Genomic DNA, 16300 nt, shown 5'->3' on the forward strand with positions numbered 1-16300 from the left:
TGAAGAGATTGGTTTGTATAGGTTCACTGCCTGAGATGAATCGACACGAAGAAGATCAATGGGTAAGTCTGTAGGCTCAAACGTTGCTCTTTTAGTGAAAAAGTGCTATAATCGACTCATCGAAACAAAGGATTCGTCCTTTCCCTCGATATAAATCAAATACCTTTTAACCTCGAACGTCCGCCCTCCTAGGCGCTCTTGCGCGCAATTAATTGCTAGCAATTTTCTTTTGAGATTAAATCGGTAAATTTCGATACCAAGCGTAGTTCTCGCTATTTATTATGCCTAAAACTAATTCCAGGACTTATTGCCTCTGTCTTTATTGTGACTATGACAATAAAACCGAAGATTTAATTGCTGTTTTTGCTGACGAAGAGAAGCGTCAAAAGATCTTTCTTGATGAAAGGGATGATATTGACGATATTATGAAAAGTCTTGGTGATGGTGCTGAATGGCAGGGGAGTAATGGCGGCGTTACAACTACGTGGAATGTAAAAGAGGAATGTATGATCCCTCTAATGCAAAAAATTCAGGATTACAACAGTATAGAAGGTCAGTTGCATATCATTCATATTCAACTCTACTGATTGTTGTTCGTGAATTCGGTATTGTTTTGATTAAAGCATAGACAGTTTTCTGTAGGCATCTCTGACCAGGTTCTTATGGAGTTGCGATCGGTTAAAACCAAAGTGCTCCATTAACTCATATTCCATTCCTATCACCTTCTTTGCTTCTTGTCTTTGATAGGAGATAGTAAAAGTATCTTGCTTGGTTGGTGTCTTAATTGTCATGATTTGGTAAATAGATTTGCTATGTATGATAACAAGGGCATTGGCTCCTCTTGTTGGAATACGTCTTAGATGCACAAGGTATCTATATTTTAAATGACATTCTTTTTGTATTTATGTCTTTTGGTCTTTCAGGTGACTATTTATGGCGACCCTTAAGGGTCTCTAAGTTCTTTAAGAATCCAAAATTATCATGCCCACTCTATCTATAAGAGTTTGGGTATTAAGTATGGATGAATGTTAGTAATCGGTAACAATAGAAGCAATCTTATGGGATACAAGTTTAGAACAGATTTGCATATTGAGTATCCATTCTTTTTGGAGATGTCTCACAAATTGAATGGGGTAAGGCGAAGAGACAACTTCAATGGAAAGGAGACATTCAGGTGTGTGTGCCCAAAATGCGGGAAGCACAAAGCAGTGATGGGTTATGCCCGTAAAGGTGACACTTTTATCCTTGCTTGTCCTGTTGATGGTTGTGATCTCGGGGGGATGACACTCCACGATCTCATCAAGAGGTATGGGGGAGAGTCCATGTTTGAGAGGTGGAGGAAAGCAAGATGGATGACCACTTACACAGAGGACTGGTTGCCTATCAAAAACCGCAAGGGAGATTGAAGCGTTGATTCAGGGATAGAGCAGGTTCATCAGGTTCCCGTAATTTTCGTCTATTGAATGGACTTTATTGCCCTGGATCCACCTCACTGAGTACTGCACCGCCTTCGCTGACGACTCGGGTTTTTCTGCCGATAATCTTGGCGATCCTCTTTGCTTCTTCGCAGGCGATCTCTAAAGACGTTGCTGTGGTGTGGAGATGCCATTCCATAAAGGGATTCAGTTCTTGTACTCGGAACTGCCCGCTTGTCATGTCTTAAAGAGGTCCAACACCTAAGACTCTTAGGAGGGATCCTCGTTGGAAAGAGAACTGGAGTTGAGGGTTGCTCCGCCTACCTCTTGGGACTCTTGTTCTGCTCTGGTCAATTTCTCCACCAGATTCAGAGTGTCGTTAGGAGACAAGTCGCCGTCATCGCCCCACTTGAGACTGGAAATGTCTGGTGGGCAACAAAGCCACCGAGGGCATCAATCAGAACAGATTGCCCGGGAGCCAGGCCGTTGATCACGCTTACCAGCTCTGCCCCACATTCAACAACGCTCCAATGGTCGGGCCGACGCTGCCGGTGGGCCTCCAAACGCTTTTGCCAATCACGGTCATCCGGCCTGGCGGCCGCCGTGGCGATGTAGGTGACAACAGGGTGGTGTTTCAACAGGTGCTCTGCCCAGCGGCTCTTGCCACTGCGGGTTGGCCCACTCACCAGGATCAGCCGGCTGGCCTGGCCGGCAACGGGGGGCTCCACTGAGGAGGAGGGGTCAACCACTGCCATTCATTCCCTTCAGCGTCGCGACGGAAGACGGAGACACACGGTTGAGGTACCTGAAAATCCAATACTTGAAGATCGTCGCCAACACCACCGGGAATGTCGCGATGAAGAGGTTGACGAAACTTTGGCTGGAGGGAAGACCGAAATGCTCGGCAACCCCTTCCAGCAAGACCTGCCAACCTTCCGGGCTGTGGTATCCGACGAAGATGTCGGTGAACAGGATGATGGCGAAGGCCTTGGCGGAATCACTCAGCCCGTAAACCGCCTCATCAACAAATCCACGCAGAACACGCAGTTCATCACGGCTCAGAAAACACACCATGGCGAAAGCGATCAGGCCCACCACTTCCGCCGACACTACCTTCACATCATCGAACTTCAATATCGCGGCAAGTTTCCATACACGTCTCAGTCTGAATGAAGAGCTGGGCTCCGCATGAATCATATCAACGGATTACGGTCTGCTCTGTCTGAGTCTGGATGAAATCCAGCTATCACCTGAGCTCTCGATGGCGATGATGGATGCCATCGGGGCTCGCTACCGCTAAGCAGAGCAGCTTTTGCCCCTGCTGGGTCTTCGTCGAATCGAGGATCGCGTCAGGGGATTTATAGAGCTGATTGCCCAGGACTATGGGATGCCCTGCGAGGATGGTCTTCGCTTGAGCCGGCGCCTAATTCATCAAGATAGTACCAGTGCCTTGAGCACCAACGTGTCACGGCTACGCGAGTTTTTGGCTTGCTTCGTGAAGAGGACTGGTTGAAATTTGATGCCCAGTGTCATCTAGTTCTGATACATCTTCCTGCGAATAAGTAAGTCAATCAGGACTGTTTGGCTGATTTAACGCATTTTTATTCAAAGCTTAATTCTCGTTAAGCGCCGCATAACGACATTCACCGTGTTCATCAACTATACGTGAGGTGCATCAGCCTTCTCTTCCGGTTGTGATTCGCACTGCACAAAAAGCTCTCCTGCTTTCCTCCGCCCTGGCCCTTGTGGTTGGAGTACCTGCTTCAGCTGCTGAAAGGCTGAATGGCGCTGGCGCCTCCTTCCCGGCCAAGATCTACCAGCGTTGGTTCGCCGACCTGGCCAAGGCTGGCGGCCCTCAGGTCAACTACCAGGCCGTGGGTTCCGGTTCCGGCCGTAAAGCCTTCATCGACCAGACCGTGAACTTCGGTGCATCGGATGATCCGATGAAGAAGAAGGACATGGCCAAGGTCACCCGTGGTGTGGTTCAGATCCCGATGGTGGGTGGCACCATCGCCTTCGGCTACAACAAGCCCGGTTGCAACCTGAAGCTCACCCAGGAGCAGGCCGTCAAGGTCGCCATGGGCATGATCAAGGACTGGAAGGAGCTCGGCTGCAAGCCCGGCACCCTCACCTGGGTGCACCGTTCCGATGGCTCTGGCACCACCAAGGCCTTCACCAACTCCATGCAGGCCTTCTCCAAGACCTGGACCCTCGGCACCGGTAAGTCCGTGAAGTGGCCCGCTGGCGTTGGCGCCAAGGGCAACTCCGGTGTGGCTGGCCTGATCCAGAACCGTGAAGGCGCGATCGGTTATGTGAACCAGTCGTACATCAAGGGCAAGGTGGTTGCCGCCGCTCTCCAGAACAAGTCCGGTGAGTTCCTCAAGCCCTCTGTGGCTGCGGGTGCCAAGGCCCTCAATGGCATCAGCCTGGACAAGGACCTGGCTGGCAAGAACCCCAACCCCACCGCCAAGGGCGCATACCCCATCGCAACCCTCACCTGGGTTCTGGCGTACAAAACCGGCAACGGAGACAATGCCAAGGTGGTTCAGGACGCCTTCAACTACATGTTGAGCGACGCTGCTCAGAACAAGGCCCCTTCTCTGGGCTTCGTTCCCCTCAAGGGCGACATCCTGGCCAAGTCCAAGGCCGCTGTCAACAAGATCGGCAAGTGATCTTGGCTTGAATTGGTTTTTCAAAACCAAACATCAACGGGCCCCTCGGGGCCCTTTTTTTATGGGCTGAATGAATCAAATGGCGATCAGTGTTAGAGCCTTCTTAACCGAATCTCTCCCGAATCTCTCCCAGCTCTTTGTTGGGAATCGATGTTGTCCCTAATACAGTTTTTCTGGATTCACGGGATTCCAAATGCTTGCCACTCCGTCGGTTGATCTGAGTTCAACAGCTCTGGGCTTCAAGGCGTTTCTTGAAAGCAGCTACGACAATCGCAATGTTGTTCATGTCACCGCGGGAAGTTTCGTTCCTCTGCTGAAGAACAGTGTTTGGTTTGTGGTGCGCGGCATGGTGAAGCTCGGGGCGCTGTCGGTGCATGGCGACGAGCTGGTGCTTGGCCTGGTGGGTCCCAACGAACCCTTCGGTGCCGCATTCACCAATGTGGAGGCCTATGAGGCTGTAGCGCTCACCGATTGCGATCTGCTCTGCTGCAATCTGGCGGAGTTCGAGCAGTCTCCTCAGTTAGCGCTTGGTTTGGCCAAGGCCATGGCCGCCCGCTACCGCCAGGCGGAGTCGCTCCTGGCCCTGCTGGGGCTGCGTCGCGTCGAAGAACGGGTGCGGGGCTTTTTGGAGCTGCTCGCCAAGGACTTTGGCGAACCCTGTGAGGCCGGTTTGCGGCTCAACCTTCGCTTGACCCATCAGGAGATCGCCAGTGCCCTGAGCACCACACGGGTGACCGTGACCCGCGTGTTGGGGCAGTTGCGGGATGAAGGCTGGCTTCAGATTGATGCCTCCAGGCATCTGGTGGTGACTGGCACCGGTCGCCGTTGAAGGCAAAAAAAAGAGCCGGCAAAACCGCCGGCTCAAACCCTGAAGTGTTCGAGTTCAGGTGGAGGTTCCGCTGATGCTGTCGCTGATGGCGTTTGTGTTGTTGGTGTGCTGGCGGCAACCGGCGTGGAGGCTGGAGCTGTTTTGTGCTGGGGTTGAAGGTTTGTCTCAGCTCGCCTCCCTGTAGGCGATGTGAAACCTCCTCTTAATTCACTTGTGAATTGCTTCGCCAATGCATTTCAACGGCGTATGCCGAGGCCGCGGTGGGAGTTGTATCCGATGCCGGTCATGTGATCGAGCTAGCGGATGGCACTCACCACGGCGCCAGCGTCCTTCTGCTGCGTCGCCTGACAAGCTTTTCGCGTTGTTCCACAGCATCCGCCGCCGAGTCATCGACTCAGGCGGGCGGTGCGGTAATCACTAAACGCTCGTAGACACATTCCCTACGGCAACCAATTTTTCTTTTTTAGTTTTTACCCCGTTGATAAGGAGAGGGATGGCAGCAGCCAAAACTCCCATTGAGAGGCTGGAGTTCGGTCTTCGGTGGGAGGCTTGTCGGCTTGCCTGCTTCTCGTCCATTGGTCACAGCAAGAAAGTTGCCGTCTTGAGCGCAAAACTACAAAAGCTTGAGGAAGACCTACGCAAGGAGAGCTACCAGTTCAGCGATGAAGGTCAGACGGCTTTCCAGTAGTCGCTAATCAGTCAGCAATCTGAGCCAGCTCAATGAAGCCGCTTTCCGAGCCAGCCTAAGGAGATGTCGGTGTTCCCCTTCGTGTTTAGCCCATCTCCTTCTGCCACGTCGGCGCTGACTCGTAGGCAAAAAGAAACCCCCGCCGAGGGCAGGGGCTTGGGATCTTCTGATAAGCCTTGATCACTTGGCGTATGAAACGCCGCGGTAGGTCAGAGCAGGCTTGTAGGAAGCGCCAGCCACTTTCTGCTGGTCGTACTTCTGGCCGCGATAGGTCAGGGTCATTTGTGGTTCCTCAGAAATCCAGGTCCCCGTTCCTTGCCCTGGTGATCTGCGCCTCGCAGGAGCGAGGTGAACGTTGTTGGTAGCGGTTGCTACAGGCCCTTCATAGGGGCAGCGTCAACCCCTCTGTCGTTCAGATGGATACACAGCACTTTTTGGCTGGATTCAGCTCAGTGCCCTCATCCAATTCCAGGCAAGCGGAGCCCCGAGCAATTGAAGCTCCGCTGCACCGCCAGCTCTGCCAGTTGCGGTGCAATTCCGTCGTAACCGCATTGACTTCAACTAAATCGCATGACTTACTACGGAATCGCAGACAGGGTGATCCGCTGCAGCTCTATAGAGCAGATCACCTGAGCCAAGCCCACCACCCTCTCGTGGGGACGTGTCTCTATTGAGGTCATAGCTCTGATGGTCTGGGCTTTGCCATAGCCAGACAGGAGTTCAGTCCACGAGTTCAGTGTCTTTGCGGACAAACCAGTCGTTCTCATCCGCAAATCTCTTATCGATACGGCGCCGAGTCTCAACAACGTGTCGGCGTTGTGCCCACAATTCGCCAACGAACTTTGCGAGTCGTTCCCGGTGACCCACAGATTGCATGGGCACCAAGGGATTTTGCTCCGTTATTTCGGGATATCCAGAGGTCATCTAAATCGGGATGGTTGAATTTCAACCCTTAGCTAGATCTTTGGTTTATGGCCATTACTTAAAAAGAAACCCCGGAGGTGTCTCCGAGGTCGCTAATCCTTTCGGTTGATCCCCATCACCCGACCGGACTGGACAAAACTAGCCTCGTTGGACTCAGAAGTGCCAACAAATCCATATTCCGGACATAGTGCGGTGAAGTTCTGTACCGACTCTTAAGACACCAAATGTGGGGCTAGGCAGTGGCTAAGAGCTGGGCCATATTGTCAGTTCCCCCATCACCTGGCCCGATGTGCGCGTCACACCGGGTTTTTTTATGCCTTGAAGCACTAGTGGTAGTGCTTTTGAGGCATTTTGAAGCTTGAAGCTGCAGGCAGCGCCACTTGGTCTGTGGATAACGCGAGCCAAAAAGAAACCCCCGCCGAAGGCAGGGGCTCCAAAACGTCTCTCGGGAGTGTGACCTTGTTTCCACCCCGTGAGGCGTTTTTCCTCACATATTCACTATCTCTACCCAACTGGCACTGTGACAGTTGTTGGTGGACGGCTTGTCGCTTGTCCTTAGTCAGTTTCTTGAGCTCAGCCATCTCCATGACTCCTCCAGTGGCTGGTTTCGTGCTTCTTCCAGCTACTAACGGGGCCTCGGCTGAGAACGGGGCCTCATCCCATTTCCAGACAGGGTGATCCGGCCAGCCGTCGGAACAGATCACCCGAGCCAAGACCGTCGTTCCCTCGCCGATCTCGTCTCATCTGCACCACTGGCCACGGATCATGAATCGCGACTACATCAACTGGCTGGAGACGCTGCCCTGCAACCAGCGCGCGCCGAAGATCAACACATGGATGGGTGGCTGGGCGCCACTGCCTGAAGAGATTGATTTGAGTTCTTACTCGGATTGGCAGGATCGCGAGAATCAACGCAATCCCAGTGGTCTGATGGCCCGTCTGTGGCGCTTGATCAGGTGAGGTACGGGAAGCCGATCGGCGGTTCCGAGCAACGCGTCCGTAGACCTTTCAAAGATTTTGTTCGGTTATGACAATTGATCTGACAGGCGGCGCCCCAATAGGTTCAGTCATCTCGGAAGGCAAGCATGCTCCTTTTCGTGCTCTCGCCTGTCCATTAAACGTAATAACTACGGTCTCAGGAGAATCCCCTCTGGATTCAGCTCAAAGCCGCCGAGCACGTCGCGCTTAAAAATCCACTCAGGTAGCAGCACTTTCTGAGTGAATGAAGCACATAAAAAAGGCGGGTCGTGCATTACCCGCCTATGAATTTCTCCAGCCGAGCAGTCTGGAGAATGCACAACAGTGCGTTAAGAAAATCTAAAGACATGCGTCGTATGTCCGTGGATGCCTTGAGTGCATTAGGGACTTTTACTTACTTTCTTCTGTTGTGTTTGGGTGGTGTCTCGCCTGTGGCGTTGGGTCAAGCGCTGAATAAAAAAAGAGGCGGGCCCCTCAGCCTCACCTCCCATGCTTGACGCATTTAAGGCACCACTGCCTCTCGTTCACATTGGCGGGTCAGGTGCCGTCATGTGGCCTTCTGTACACCTATTGAGCATTAAGACTCATTGATCCTGATTAAGGGCTGGTTAAAGAGTGGGCCTGACGCGAGCACCACTGCCACGTCTTGGGAGATGGAATGCGCGGGTTCCATCGCCCGCGTCTCCCTCAAGCTTCAACTTCAGTCTTTTCGTCAGCCTTCCGAGGAGCCTCTGTGGAGGTTTGCTCGGCTGTTTCGGCGTTGTGGTGGCAAGCGTTGGCGACGTTGGCGAAGGCAGCCATGACCATGATCGCGATGATCACGGTGCCACCGAAGAAGGCAATGTTCGGATGACGGTTCAAGAGAGGCAGGCCTAAGAGTCCGCTGACCCTATCGGCTCAATTCAGACTCTGGGGACTATGTGGGTCACGAGGTCGGCGTTGGGTCAAGCAAGCCAACGTGTGATCACGGTGCCTTCATAGACATGACCAGAAGCTTCAACAATCGGCTTGGTCTCTGGGTTCGTGAAGATGTTGTAGAGGACGTCCTCGGGTCCTTGAAACATCACTGTCGCTCTTTTGGGGTCGTCCTTGCAGACACCAATGAAGAAGGTCTTGACTCCCATCTCGGCAAACATCGCTTGCTGTTCAGGAGCATTCATATGCGCGCGATATTCCTCAAACGTGTTGCTGAGCTTGAAGTCCAGAACAGTTGTCTCAGTCATGGTTTGAGTGGTTCTAGTTCGCAATAGGATTGTTTTAACCAGCTTCGGAAGCCCAGCCCATCTCCTTCTGCAACGTGGAAGGTCTAGACGCCGAAGAAATTCAGGACTGCTTCTAAGCCTACAAGCCCTAAGAGGAAGGTGCCCGCAAGCAAGGCAAAGTCTTTTTTTGATCTAGCCATGGTTGCAACGATTGTCCCCGCGAATGCCATAAGCAGAAACCTAAAGACAATCGGAAGACTCAGTATTGCGTTCCATGTAGTTCCCGAATGAGTTATGTAAACCCGCTGCAGTGCAGTCACTTAACTGCTTGATACCAACTTTGAGTTACTTAATACTCCTCAAGGAATGTAATTCCGATGACATTGAGGGCTGCTTTGGCGTCAACTCGCCTCAGGAACCCAGCCCATCTCCTTCTGCCACGACGGAGCCCAGAGCTTGTACTTCTTCTTCGTGGGCTCGCCTCACGGGCGTGGCCTACTACGCGGGTGAATTAGTTGTGCCCCTTGTGGCCAGCTTGCTCGTGCTTTTCGCAAACCATCCACATCTCACCCATCTGGTGAGCACCTGTACAACCAAATTCAGGAGCAGCCGCCTCAGCCTCAGCTTGCGTTTTGAACATCGCCTTCTTGGGCTGCTCCTTATTGGAATCACCCATGGAGCACCCTGCGGTAATCATCAAGATGGAGCCGACAAGGAGAAGAACTCGTTTCATGTATCAAGTGCTACGAGAACCCAGTATGCATCCGATTCACGACTTCGTCAGTGAAGTGACCTATGGGAACGGCAGTCACATTGTTATTAGCGGATAGGTGAGGCATGAAATCTTGAGTTCACTCCCATGAAGATGATAGTACTGACTTGGTTCTTTGAGGTGGGTTATTCGACGCCCAAATGGAAGCCGAACCATTCACAGCAGTAGCCAAGTTTTAGAACCAATACGGCTATGACAACAAGGGCAGCTGAAATAAAACTAATTCCTAGAGAGACTTTGTGACGCTTCTCTTCCTGGGCCGATCGGGTCGTCTCGCGAATGTATTGGTTGCTTTTTCCACTGATCCTTCAGAGTGATTCCGGCCTTAAGCGACTTGGCCGGTAAGAGATCAAAAAGTTCTGTTGTTCGTTGGCATCTTTCTTCACGGCGGTGATCAAGTCGTCTCCGGTGTTCCAGACCCAGATCTGTTCGTTGCGGCTACTGTGCTCAACGTTGGTGCTGAGCGGTTGTCCGTGCCGAGCCCGTAGGCCCGCCAGAACCTCTGTCATGTCGTCAATAGCGAACTCGTAGGCCAAGTTCGTCAGCCCCTTTTCAGAGTCCACCTCAAAGATGGCTTGTGAAACGGGCAATCGATCTAACAGCACATCTCGAGCGACGTAACGCCCGGATGCCTCTTGCGTCAGTTGTTGTCCATCGCCCAGATGGCTCGTTAACTGCTCCAGCGGCATTCCCCAGGCCAAACCCTCCACGCAGGCTGAGGCTGGGGTCCCATGAAGGAACACCACAACCACTGCTATCAGGGCAATCAGGAATGATCTCACTGGTAGTCAGGCCCAATGAAGCGTGGAGCCCATTCTGCAGAGAGTCCCTTTGCCTCTCGCTAAATAAAAATTGAAGAATCATGTGCTTTGAATCGATTGCTGGGGCTTCAAGAGCAAGCTTCGTGAGTCAAAACACCTATCCATGCGTCACCTTTTTCTCTCGCGCTGGCCGCTTTGATCGCGTTGTTCGCGCCTTCCATGGTTTCTGCTGCAGATGTGGCCCATGGTGAGCAGGTGTTTTCGTCCAATTGCGCGGCCTGCCACATCGGAGGCGGCAACGTCGTTAACGGTCAGCGCACGCTCCAACAGGACGATCTCAAGGCTTATCTCGCCAACTACAACGATGGCCATGAAGAAGCCATCGCTTATCAGGTGACCAACGGCAAGAACGGTATGCCTGCGTTTGGAGCCAAGCTCAGCGCAGATGACATTGCTGATGTTGCCGCTTACGTCGAATCCCAATCGACTAACGGCTGGTCCTGAGCGAACGAGCCCTTGCTATGGAGATCCTTTTGGAATAACCCCAGTGGGTTTCTGGAGCAAGATTGGGTGAAAGGGCTTAGGTGCTGCCTGCAACGTGTGAAAGCGTCGTTCGTGTTCAGACGAACGACATCCAAATTCTTTCTGGCTAGCGCCCAGCAATCATTCGATTTTTGCTGGGCGAAGGTTCAGTTGCTCACTGTTTCGCCTGCTGATAATCCCTGAATCAACAGTTCGACGTTGTGACGCTGCAGCTTCAGCAGTGATGGAGCCGGTCCATCTTCAGTTGAGAGAGAGTCCACATAAAAGGTCCCTCCGAAACGAGCGCCGGATTCGGCTGCAACCTGTCTCTGATTTTTATCGCTCACTGTGCTTTCACAGAAGATCGCTGGGATCTGGCGTTCGCGCACGGTGTTGATCAAACGTGCCATGCGTTTTGGTGTGACCTGGCTTTCAGCATTTACAGGCCATAGGTAAGCCTCATCAAGGCCGTAATCGCTGGCTAGTTATGTGAAGGCTCCTTCGCAACTCACCAACACACGACGCTTTTTGGGAAGCATTGCGAGTGCGGCCCGCAACTCCTGGTCGAGCTGATTCAGTTTCTGCTTGTAGGAGGAGGCGTTGGTAGCGAATTCATCAGCTCCTGCCGGATCCAGCTCGCGGAACGCTTGCTCGAAGCGATCCACGTAGGCCATGGTGCGCTGCGGCGACATCCAGGCATGGGGGTTGGGCTTACCGGCGTAGGCGTCCTCTTCGATCAGCAGAGGCTCCATTCCATCGGAGAGGGTCAGGGTGGGAATGTTGCCGGCGCTGGCGGTAAATTTCCTCGCCCAAAGTTCGAGCCCCAGCCCGTTCTCCACGATCAGATCGGCATCGCTGGCCCGTTCGATGTCACTGGGTGTGGGCTGGTAGCCATGAATCTCCGACCCCGGTTTCACGATGGATCGAACGGTCAGGCGATCTCCCGCCACGTTGCGGGCCAGGTCTGCCAGCACCGTGAAGGTGGTGAGCACAACAGGTTTTCCAGTGTTGGCTTGGTCTTGGTTGGCAACTTGGCGACATCCACTACTGATCAGCGCCAGAAATACAAGGGTTAGACCTGCACCCATGCGAAGCAAGAGAGTTTTGGCCGAGAGCCTCAAAACTAATGAGGTGGAGCGTGAATAAGTGACTTTTCCATTGGTTTGTGGCACTTGCTGCAGCGCTCTGTAGTGTGAGGGCTCTGGTTTCAGCGGGGATCAGCCGCTGAAGGAAACGGGGAAAGAGCAGTGAAAATCTGCCGCTGTCCCGCAGCTGTGAAACGTCGGCTCTCCGCCCACGTCAGTCAGAACGCCCGCCAGGATTCCAAACGACGAGGATCGTATGAATGCATTCACGAAAGCCAGCCCCATGCTGCGGGCTGGTGTTATCTCCACTGCAGGATTGGTCGCCCTTTCCCTGTTCAGCCCTGCCCATGCCCATCACCCCTTCGGGATGGGAGACAGCACAGACCTTTCCGCTCTGCAGGGATTGCTTAGTGGCATTGGCCACCCGCTGCTGGGTCCTGACCATCTGCTGTTTCTGCTGGCCATCGCCTTCATCGGCCTGCAACGTCCCCGCGCCTGGGTGATTCCTCTGCTGGCTGCTGGCCTGGGCGGCAGTGTTCTGTCGCAGTTCATCCCCCTGCCGGATGCTGTTGCTCCCTAGGCGGAGGCCATGGTCTCCCTCAGCCTGGTGGTGGAGGGTTTGATGGCTCTCACCGTGGCCTCCACCCGTTGGTTGCTGCCGCTGGTGGCCCTGCACGGTTTTCTGCTCGGCAGCACCATCGTCGGTGCGGAACCCACCCCGCTGTTCACCTATTTCCTGGGCCTGCTGATTGGCCAAGGCGCGCTGCTGCTGGTGGTGAGCAGCTGGTCCAAGTCTCTGGTTGAGCGCCTCGGCTCCCAGGGGCAACGGCTTGGCGCCGGCATCTGGATGGGTATCGGCATGGCCTTTGCCTGGGTGGCCCTGATCGACTGATCACGAGCACGCCGTTTCACAGCTTCTGACCCCAGAGATCACCTCTGGGGTTTCTTTTATTTGTACAAATGAAAATTTTCCAGCAACTGCTGGTGGCTCCTGCCGCCCTTGGCCTGATGGCCCCGTTGGCTGTTGTCAACAGCCCAGCAGCCCAAGCCACCGAGCTGAACATCAACGGCGTTTCTGATTACGCGGCTACTGCCAGTGGCAACAGCCTTGATCAGGTCACCAGCGTCACCCAGTTCTCTGACGTCTACCCCACCGACTGGGCCTATCAGGCTCTGGCTGGTCTGGTTGAGACCTACGGCTGCGTCGCCGGCTACCCCAACGGCACTTTCCGTGGCAACCGTGCCATGACCCGCTACGAAGCGGCTGCCCTGCTGAACGCCTGCCTCGACCGGATCACTGAAGTGACCGACGAGCTGCGTCGCCTGCTCAAGGAATTCGAAACCGAGCTGGCCATCCTCAAGGGTCGCGTTGACGGCCTCGAGGCCCGGGTGGGCGAACTGGAAGCAACCCAGTTCTCCACCACCACCAAGCTTTCTGGTCTCGCGACATTTGTCGCTGGAGCCAACCGCTTTATGGGATCTGCCGATCAACTCCGCTCAACGAATAACAGGGACGCGGGCGCAACTGTTTTTAATTACGACCTCCAATTGGCCTTGGAGACCTCGTTTTCTGGCAGAGATCTTCTGAGCACGGTTTTACGCGCTGGAAACATTGGTGCTTCCAGTGTGTTCGGCAGCGGCGGCCCCTCCGCACTCTCTGTTTTGGAGACTGCTTATCAAGCAGATGGAGGGGCCAATGTTTTTGCAATCGACAAGCTGTTTTATTCGTTCCCAATTGGTGACTCCATCACCATTACCGCGGGGCCATTGGTGGGACAGGAAGACATGCTGGCGGTGTGGCCCAGTGCTTATCCCAGTGATCCGATTCTCGATGTGCTGACGCTCAATGGAGCACCTGGCGCTTACAACAAAAACCTGGGTGCGGGTGCAGGCATCTCGTGGTCTGATTCCAGCGGACTGCGGGCATCTGCCAACTATGTCGCTGCCAATGGTGCAACCAGTGACTCTTCTCAAGGCGGCATTGCAACAGATGCGGCCGGAGGAACCGGCACGGTTCAGCTGGGTTGGGAGGCGGAAGGTTGGAATGTCGCCGCGATCTACTCCCAGATCCAGAACGGTCATGACTTGATCGCCTACGCCACACCATTCACGCAGCAGAATCTGAGTGGAAACGGTGTTACCCACGCCTTTGGTCTGGGTGGCTTCTGGGCAACGGAAGAGAGCGGTTGGGTCCCTGCGGTCAGCGTTGGTTGGGGATTCAACAGTAGTGACACCGCCAGCAGCGGTGAGGTGAGCAGCAGTCAGTCCTGGACGGTGGGACTGGAGTGGAATGACGTGTTCCTGGCGGGAAACAATGCCGGAATGGCTGTGGGCCAGCCTGTTTTTGCGACCGATCTGCGTGGTGGCGACACCCCAGCTGATGGTCAGTTCATCTGGGAGTGGTGGTATCAGTTCCAAGTGACCGACAACATCAGCATCACCCCGGCGCTGTTCTATCTGTCGCGACCCATGGGTGATCTCACACCGGATGGTTCAACCTTCCAGCAACTAGGAGGTCTGATCAAGACGACATTTGTGTTCTGACCTAAGGAGCCTCGGCTCCAGAAAACCTCAGAGCAGAACGCCGGGGTCTTCTGGAGCCAGATGGCGCTGGTGACATGGGAAGGGCACCGGTACCGCCAACGAGGAAGGGCAGCAGACGGGCACCACCGCGCTGGGTGAGCAGGGAGACGGCGGCCACGACGGAGACCATGGCGCTGATCGAGCCGACCAGATAAGCGATCAGATAGCCGGCGGCGGCATGGGCCGGTAGGGCCAGGGCGGGGAGCGCCGCGAGGAGATGGCTGGCACCGGCCAGACCGTGGAGCAGGCCGAGGCCGGAGGCGGCATGAACATGACGGCAGTGGTTGCTCTGACCACGCACGTGCAGATGCAGGTGCTGGTGGGTCGTGCTGCTGTCGCTATGGCTATGGCTATGGCTATGGCTATGGCTGTGCAGCTCCAACCCGAAGGCAGTGCGCACGGCGAGTGCACCGACCACCAGCAGGGCGACGCCCACAAGGAACTCCGCCCAGGAGGACATGGCCTCAACGTGGGCGAGGTCCTTGATGCCGATGGCGATCAGGGCGAGAACAATGACCCCGGCGGAATGTCCGGCACCCCAGGCCAGGGCGCTGCGGCAGGCGGCAAGGGGTCGGTTGAGGGAGAAGGGAGCCATCGCCACGAGGTGATCCGCGCCGCCGACGACATGAACAGCGCCTGCGGCCAGTCCGGTGAGAATGGGAACGAACATCGGTGCTGTGAGTTTTCGATCCAGACCCTTGATTCTCTGATATGGGGGGCTTGCCGGGCGTCTTGACCCTGCATGACTCGCCCCGTGATTGGCCCTTGAACTCTGGGTTAGATCAACCCGCCTTCAACGGATTGAACTCCGATAGGACTACTTGTTCCCCGTTCAGCACTCTGCTCTTCCTGCCAATCATCCTGGCGATTCTCCTTGCTTCTTCAGAGGCAACCTCTAACGACGACGCGGAGGCGTGGAAGTGCCATTCCATGGACGGATTCAGTTCTTGGACGCGGAACTGGTCTCCTGCCATCCCTTAGTGGCCCTCCACAACTGTCTCCACCACTGCGTCCTTCACCCTGTCCTGAAAGGTCTTGCCGTCTTGCTCAGGGGCAATCGCATTCGCAGTTGATCTCAGCAGGTCTGCGGTGATCTGCCTTGCCTCTTGGTTGGTGAAGAGGAGGAAGCCAAGACCTACGCCTAAAAGAATCTTCAGCACGACACCGCCTCCTGTTCAGAAATGATGCGACGGATTGTTGAGAGCGCCAGTCCTGTCTGTTCGCGAATGGAGCGATAGGAGCACCCCTCGTCCCTGAGGCGTAGAACCAGGCGTTCCTTTGCTTGATTGGTCTTCGGGCGACCACCCAAGTTCCCGCCTGTTGATCTGCGGTGCTGGATGCTCTCCAGGGTCCGCTCCTGGATCAGCGAGCGTTCTACCTCCGCCAAACCAGAAAGCAGACCAATAAGGACAGGGGCGAATTTCCCCAGACCTTTGGTGTTGACCAATCCATCCAGTGTTCGGACATGTATCCCCTGCTCCTGCAGTTGGTGCAGACGGGAAACCACTTCCACCTGAGTTCTGCCGAGGCGATCCAACTTCACCACCACCAGTTCATCGCCTTCCACGACGGCATTCAGTGCCGCCTGTAGTTGAGGTCGGTCTTTCTCTTTGACCCTCGTGCTGATGGTTTCCTCAAAGACGACCGCGCAACCTGCTTCTCTCAACGCTGCAACCTGAGCGTCTGTCTTTTGGGATGCCGTGGAACAGCGGGCATATCCAACGCTGCGGGCAGTCATTGTTCCAAAAAGGGTGTTAGCGAAACAGTAGCAACCGAACGCCCTTGTTGGAACGGCCTGATCCCAGTTTCTGGCGTTTTCGCTGGTGTTCCTGCAACCGAACGGTTGTTGGAACGCTTGTTTCTTCCGTT

The 16300-nt window shown here is 54.6% G+C and carries 15 protein-coding genes, 4 pseudogenes and 1 riboswitch; of the genes and pseudogenes, 7 read left to right on the top strand and 12 right to left on the bottom strand.

The window, feature by feature from the left end; genetic code table 11:
• Positions 1 to 281: 281 nt before the first annotated feature.
• On the top strand, positions 282 to 587 hold the full coding sequence (locus SynTAK9802_RS02215; protein ID WP_186497068.1) for a hypothetical protein: 306 nt from the start codon (positions 282 to 284) through the stop codon (positions 585 to 587).
• An 883-nt stretch (positions 588 to 1470) separates the two neighbouring features.
• On the opposite strand, the gene SynTAK9802_RS02220 is transcribed toward SynTAK9802_RS02215, so the two are convergent.
• The 3 genes and pseudogenes from SynTAK9802_RS02220 to SynTAK9802_RS02230 form a co-directional block, all read right to left on the bottom strand.
• A complete protein-coding gene (locus SynTAK9802_RS02220) occupies positions 1471 to 1656 on the bottom strand; it encodes a hypothetical protein (RefSeq protein ID WP_186497069.1) in 186 nt (61 codons plus the stop codon).
• A 127-nt stretch (positions 1657 to 1783) separates the two neighbouring features.
• Entirely contained in the window at positions 1784 to 2170 is a 387-nt protein-coding gene (locus SynTAK9802_RS02225; protein ID WP_255487808.1) for a bifunctional adenosylcobinamide kinase/adenosylcobinamide-phosphate guanylyltransferase, read from the bottom strand.
• Positions 2157 to 2507, bottom strand: a pseudogene (locus SynTAK9802_RS02230) (proton extrusion protein PcxA); the annotation flags it as partial. The pseudogene SynTAK9802_RS02230 and the gene SynTAK9802_RS02225, both read right to left, overlap by 14 nt.
• 605 nt (positions 2508 to 3112) lie before the next feature.
• Here SynTAK9802_RS02230 and pstS point away from each other — a divergent pair.
• Both pstS and SynTAK9802_RS02240 read left to right on the top strand, forming a co-directional pair.
• The gene (gene pstS, locus SynTAK9802_RS02235; RefSeq protein WP_186497942.1) at positions 3113 to 4087 is read left to right on the top strand and encodes a phosphate ABC transporter substrate-binding protein PstS; all 975 of its coding nucleotides are present in this window, start codon (positions 3113 to 3115) and stop codon (positions 4085 to 4087) included.
• Positions 4088 to 4280: 193 nt separating this feature from the next.
• Positions 4281 to 4916 carry a Crp/Fnr family transcriptional regulator gene (locus tag SynTAK9802_RS02240; protein WP_186497070.1) on the top strand — a complete coding sequence of 212 codons (636 nt, stop codon included), beginning with the start codon at positions 4281 to 4283 and terminating at the stop codon, positions 4914 to 4916.
• Between the two features lie 868 nt (positions 4917 to 5784).
• On the opposite strand, the gene SynTAK9802_RS02245 is transcribed toward SynTAK9802_RS02240, so the two are convergent.
• A complete protein-coding gene (locus SynTAK9802_RS02245; protein ID WP_186497071.1) occupies positions 5785 to 5886 on the bottom strand; it encodes a DUF4278 domain-containing protein in 102 nt (33 codons plus the stop codon).
• 1407 nt (positions 5887 to 7293) lie between these two features.
• Here SynTAK9802_RS02245 and SynTAK9802_RS02250 point away from each other — a divergent pair.
• Entirely contained in the window at positions 7294 to 7488 is a 195-nt protein-coding gene (locus tag SynTAK9802_RS02250) for a hypothetical protein (RefSeq protein WP_186497073.1), read from the top strand.
• Positions 7489 to 8193: 705 nt separating this feature from the next.
• Here the strand turns inward: SynTAK9802_RS02250 and SynTAK9802_RS02255 are convergent.
• From SynTAK9802_RS02255 to SynTAK9802_RS02270, 4 genes are all read right to left on the bottom strand, one after another.
• Positions 8194 to 8367, bottom strand: coding sequence for a hypothetical protein (locus SynTAK9802_RS02255; RefSeq protein ID WP_186497075.1), 174 nt, complete (start codon positions 8365 to 8367; stop codon positions 8194 to 8196).
• A gap of 83 nt (positions 8368 to 8450) precedes the next feature.
• A complete protein-coding gene (locus tag SynTAK9802_RS02260; protein WP_186497077.1) occupies positions 8451 to 8729 on the bottom strand; it encodes a DUF3764 family protein in 279 nt (92 codons plus the stop codon).
• Positions 8730 to 9219: 490 nt separating this feature from the next.
• Positions 9220 to 9384 (bottom strand): DUF3721 domain-containing protein, encoded by a 165-nt coding sequence (locus SynTAK9802_RS02265; RefSeq protein WP_255487809.1) that lies wholly within the window; start codon positions 9382 to 9384, stop codon positions 9220 to 9222.
• Positions 9385 to 9788: 404 nt separating this feature from the next.
• On the bottom strand, positions 9789 to 10169 hold the full coding sequence (locus tag SynTAK9802_RS02270) for a hypothetical protein (protein ID WP_255487810.1): 381 nt from the start codon (positions 10167 to 10169) through the stop codon (positions 9789 to 9791).
• Between the two features lie 291 nt (positions 10170 to 10460).
• Between SynTAK9802_RS02270 and SynTAK9802_RS02275 the strand changes: the two genes are divergently transcribed.
• A complete protein-coding gene (locus SynTAK9802_RS02275) occupies positions 10461 to 10745 on the top strand; it encodes a c-type cytochrome (protein ID WP_186497083.1) in 285 nt (94 codons plus the stop codon).
• Between the two features lie 185 nt (positions 10746 to 10930).
• Here SynTAK9802_RS02275 and SynTAK9802_RS02280 read toward each other — a convergent pair.
• Positions 10931 to 11851 (bottom strand): annotated as a pseudogene (locus SynTAK9802_RS02280) (metal ABC transporter substrate-binding protein).
• Between the two features lie 97 nt (positions 11852 to 11948).
• A riboswitch (cobalamin riboswitch) is annotated at positions 11949 to 12098 on the top strand.
• A gap of 117 nt (positions 12099 to 12215) precedes the next feature.
• On the opposite strand from SynTAK9802_RS02280, the pseudogene SynTAK9802_RS02285 reads away from it, so the two are divergent.
• Together SynTAK9802_RS02285 and SynTAK9802_RS02290 are read left to right on the top strand one after the other, a co-directional pair.
• Positions 12216 to 12740 (top strand): annotated as a pseudogene (locus SynTAK9802_RS02285) (HupE/UreJ family protein).
• Positions 12741 to 12808: 68 nt separating this feature from the next.
• Positions 12809 to 14392 carry an iron uptake porin gene (locus tag SynTAK9802_RS02290; RefSeq protein WP_186497085.1) on the top strand — a complete coding sequence of 528 codons (1584 nt, stop codon included), beginning with the start codon at positions 12809 to 12811 and terminating at the stop codon, positions 14390 to 14392.
• 38 nt (positions 14393 to 14430) lie between these two features.
• Here the strand turns inward: SynTAK9802_RS02290 and SynTAK9802_RS02295 are convergent.
• The 3 genes and pseudogenes from SynTAK9802_RS02295 to SynTAK9802_RS02305 all read right to left on the bottom strand — a co-directional run.
• Positions 14431 to 15101, bottom strand: a pseudogene (locus SynTAK9802_RS02295) (hydantoin utilization protein A); the annotation flags it as partial.
• A 307-nt stretch (positions 15102 to 15408) separates the two neighbouring features.
• On the bottom strand, positions 15409 to 15591 hold the full coding sequence (locus tag SynTAK9802_RS02300; protein WP_186497087.1) for a hypothetical protein: 183 nt from the start codon (positions 15589 to 15591) through the stop codon (positions 15409 to 15411).
• On the bottom strand, positions 15585 to 16169 hold the full coding sequence (locus SynTAK9802_RS02305; protein WP_186497089.1) for a recombinase family protein: 585 nt from the start codon (positions 16167 to 16169) through the stop codon (positions 15585 to 15587). Before SynTAK9802_RS02305 ends, SynTAK9802_RS02300 begins: the two co-directional genes overlap by 7 nt.
• Positions 16170 to 16300: the final 131 nt, after the last annotated feature.

Origin of the sequence: Synechococcus sp. TAK9802 (genome assembly GCF_014279535.1) — a bacterium.
Lineage (GTDB): Bacteria > Cyanobacteriota > Cyanobacteriia > PCC-6307 > Cyanobiaceae > Parasynechococcus.

Coding starts and splice junctions, on each gene's coding strand:
- SynTAK9802_RS02215 (WP_186497068.1), top strand. CDS start 282: ATGCCTAAAACTAATTCCAGGACTTATTGCCTCTGTCTTTATTGTGAC.
- SynTAK9802_RS02220 (WP_186497069.1), bottom strand. CDS start 1,656: ATGACAAGCGGGCAGTTCCGAGTACAAGAACTGAATCCCTTTATGGAA.
- SynTAK9802_RS02225 (WP_255487808.1), bottom strand. CDS start 2,170: ATGGCAGTGGTTGACCCCTCCTCCTCAGTGGAGCCCCCCGTTGCCGGC.
- SynTAK9802_RS02240 (WP_186497070.1), top strand. CDS start 4,281: ATGCTTGCCACTCCGTCGGTTGATCTGAGTTCAACAGCTCTGGGCTTC.
- SynTAK9802_RS02245 (WP_186497071.1), bottom strand. CDS start 5,886: ATGACCCTGACCTATCGCGGCCAGAAGTACGACCAGCAGAAAGTGGCT.
- SynTAK9802_RS02250 (WP_186497073.1), top strand. CDS start 7,294: ATGAATCGCGACTACATCAACTGGCTGGAGACGCTGCCCTGCAACCAG.
- SynTAK9802_RS02260 (WP_186497077.1), bottom strand. CDS start 8,729: ATGACTGAGACAACTGTTCTGGACTTCAAGCTCAGCAACACGTTTGAG.
- SynTAK9802_RS02265 (WP_255487809.1), bottom strand. CDS start 9,384: ATGGGTGATTCCAATAAGGAGCAGCCCAAGAAGGCGATGTTCAAAACG.
- SynTAK9802_RS02270 (WP_255487810.1), bottom strand. CDS start 10,169: ATGCCGCTGGAGCAGTTAACGAGCCATCTGGGCGATGGACAACAACTG.
- SynTAK9802_RS02275 (WP_186497083.1), top strand. CDS start 10,461: ATGGTTTCTGCTGCAGATGTGGCCCATGGTGAGCAGGTGTTTTCGTCC.
- SynTAK9802_RS02290 (WP_186497085.1), top strand. CDS start 12,809: ATGAAAATTTTCCAGCAACTGCTGGTGGCTCCTGCCGCCCTTGGCCTG.
- SynTAK9802_RS02305 (WP_186497089.1), bottom strand. CDS start 16,169: ATGACTGCCCGCAGCGTTGGATATGCCCGCTGTTCCACGGCATCCCAA.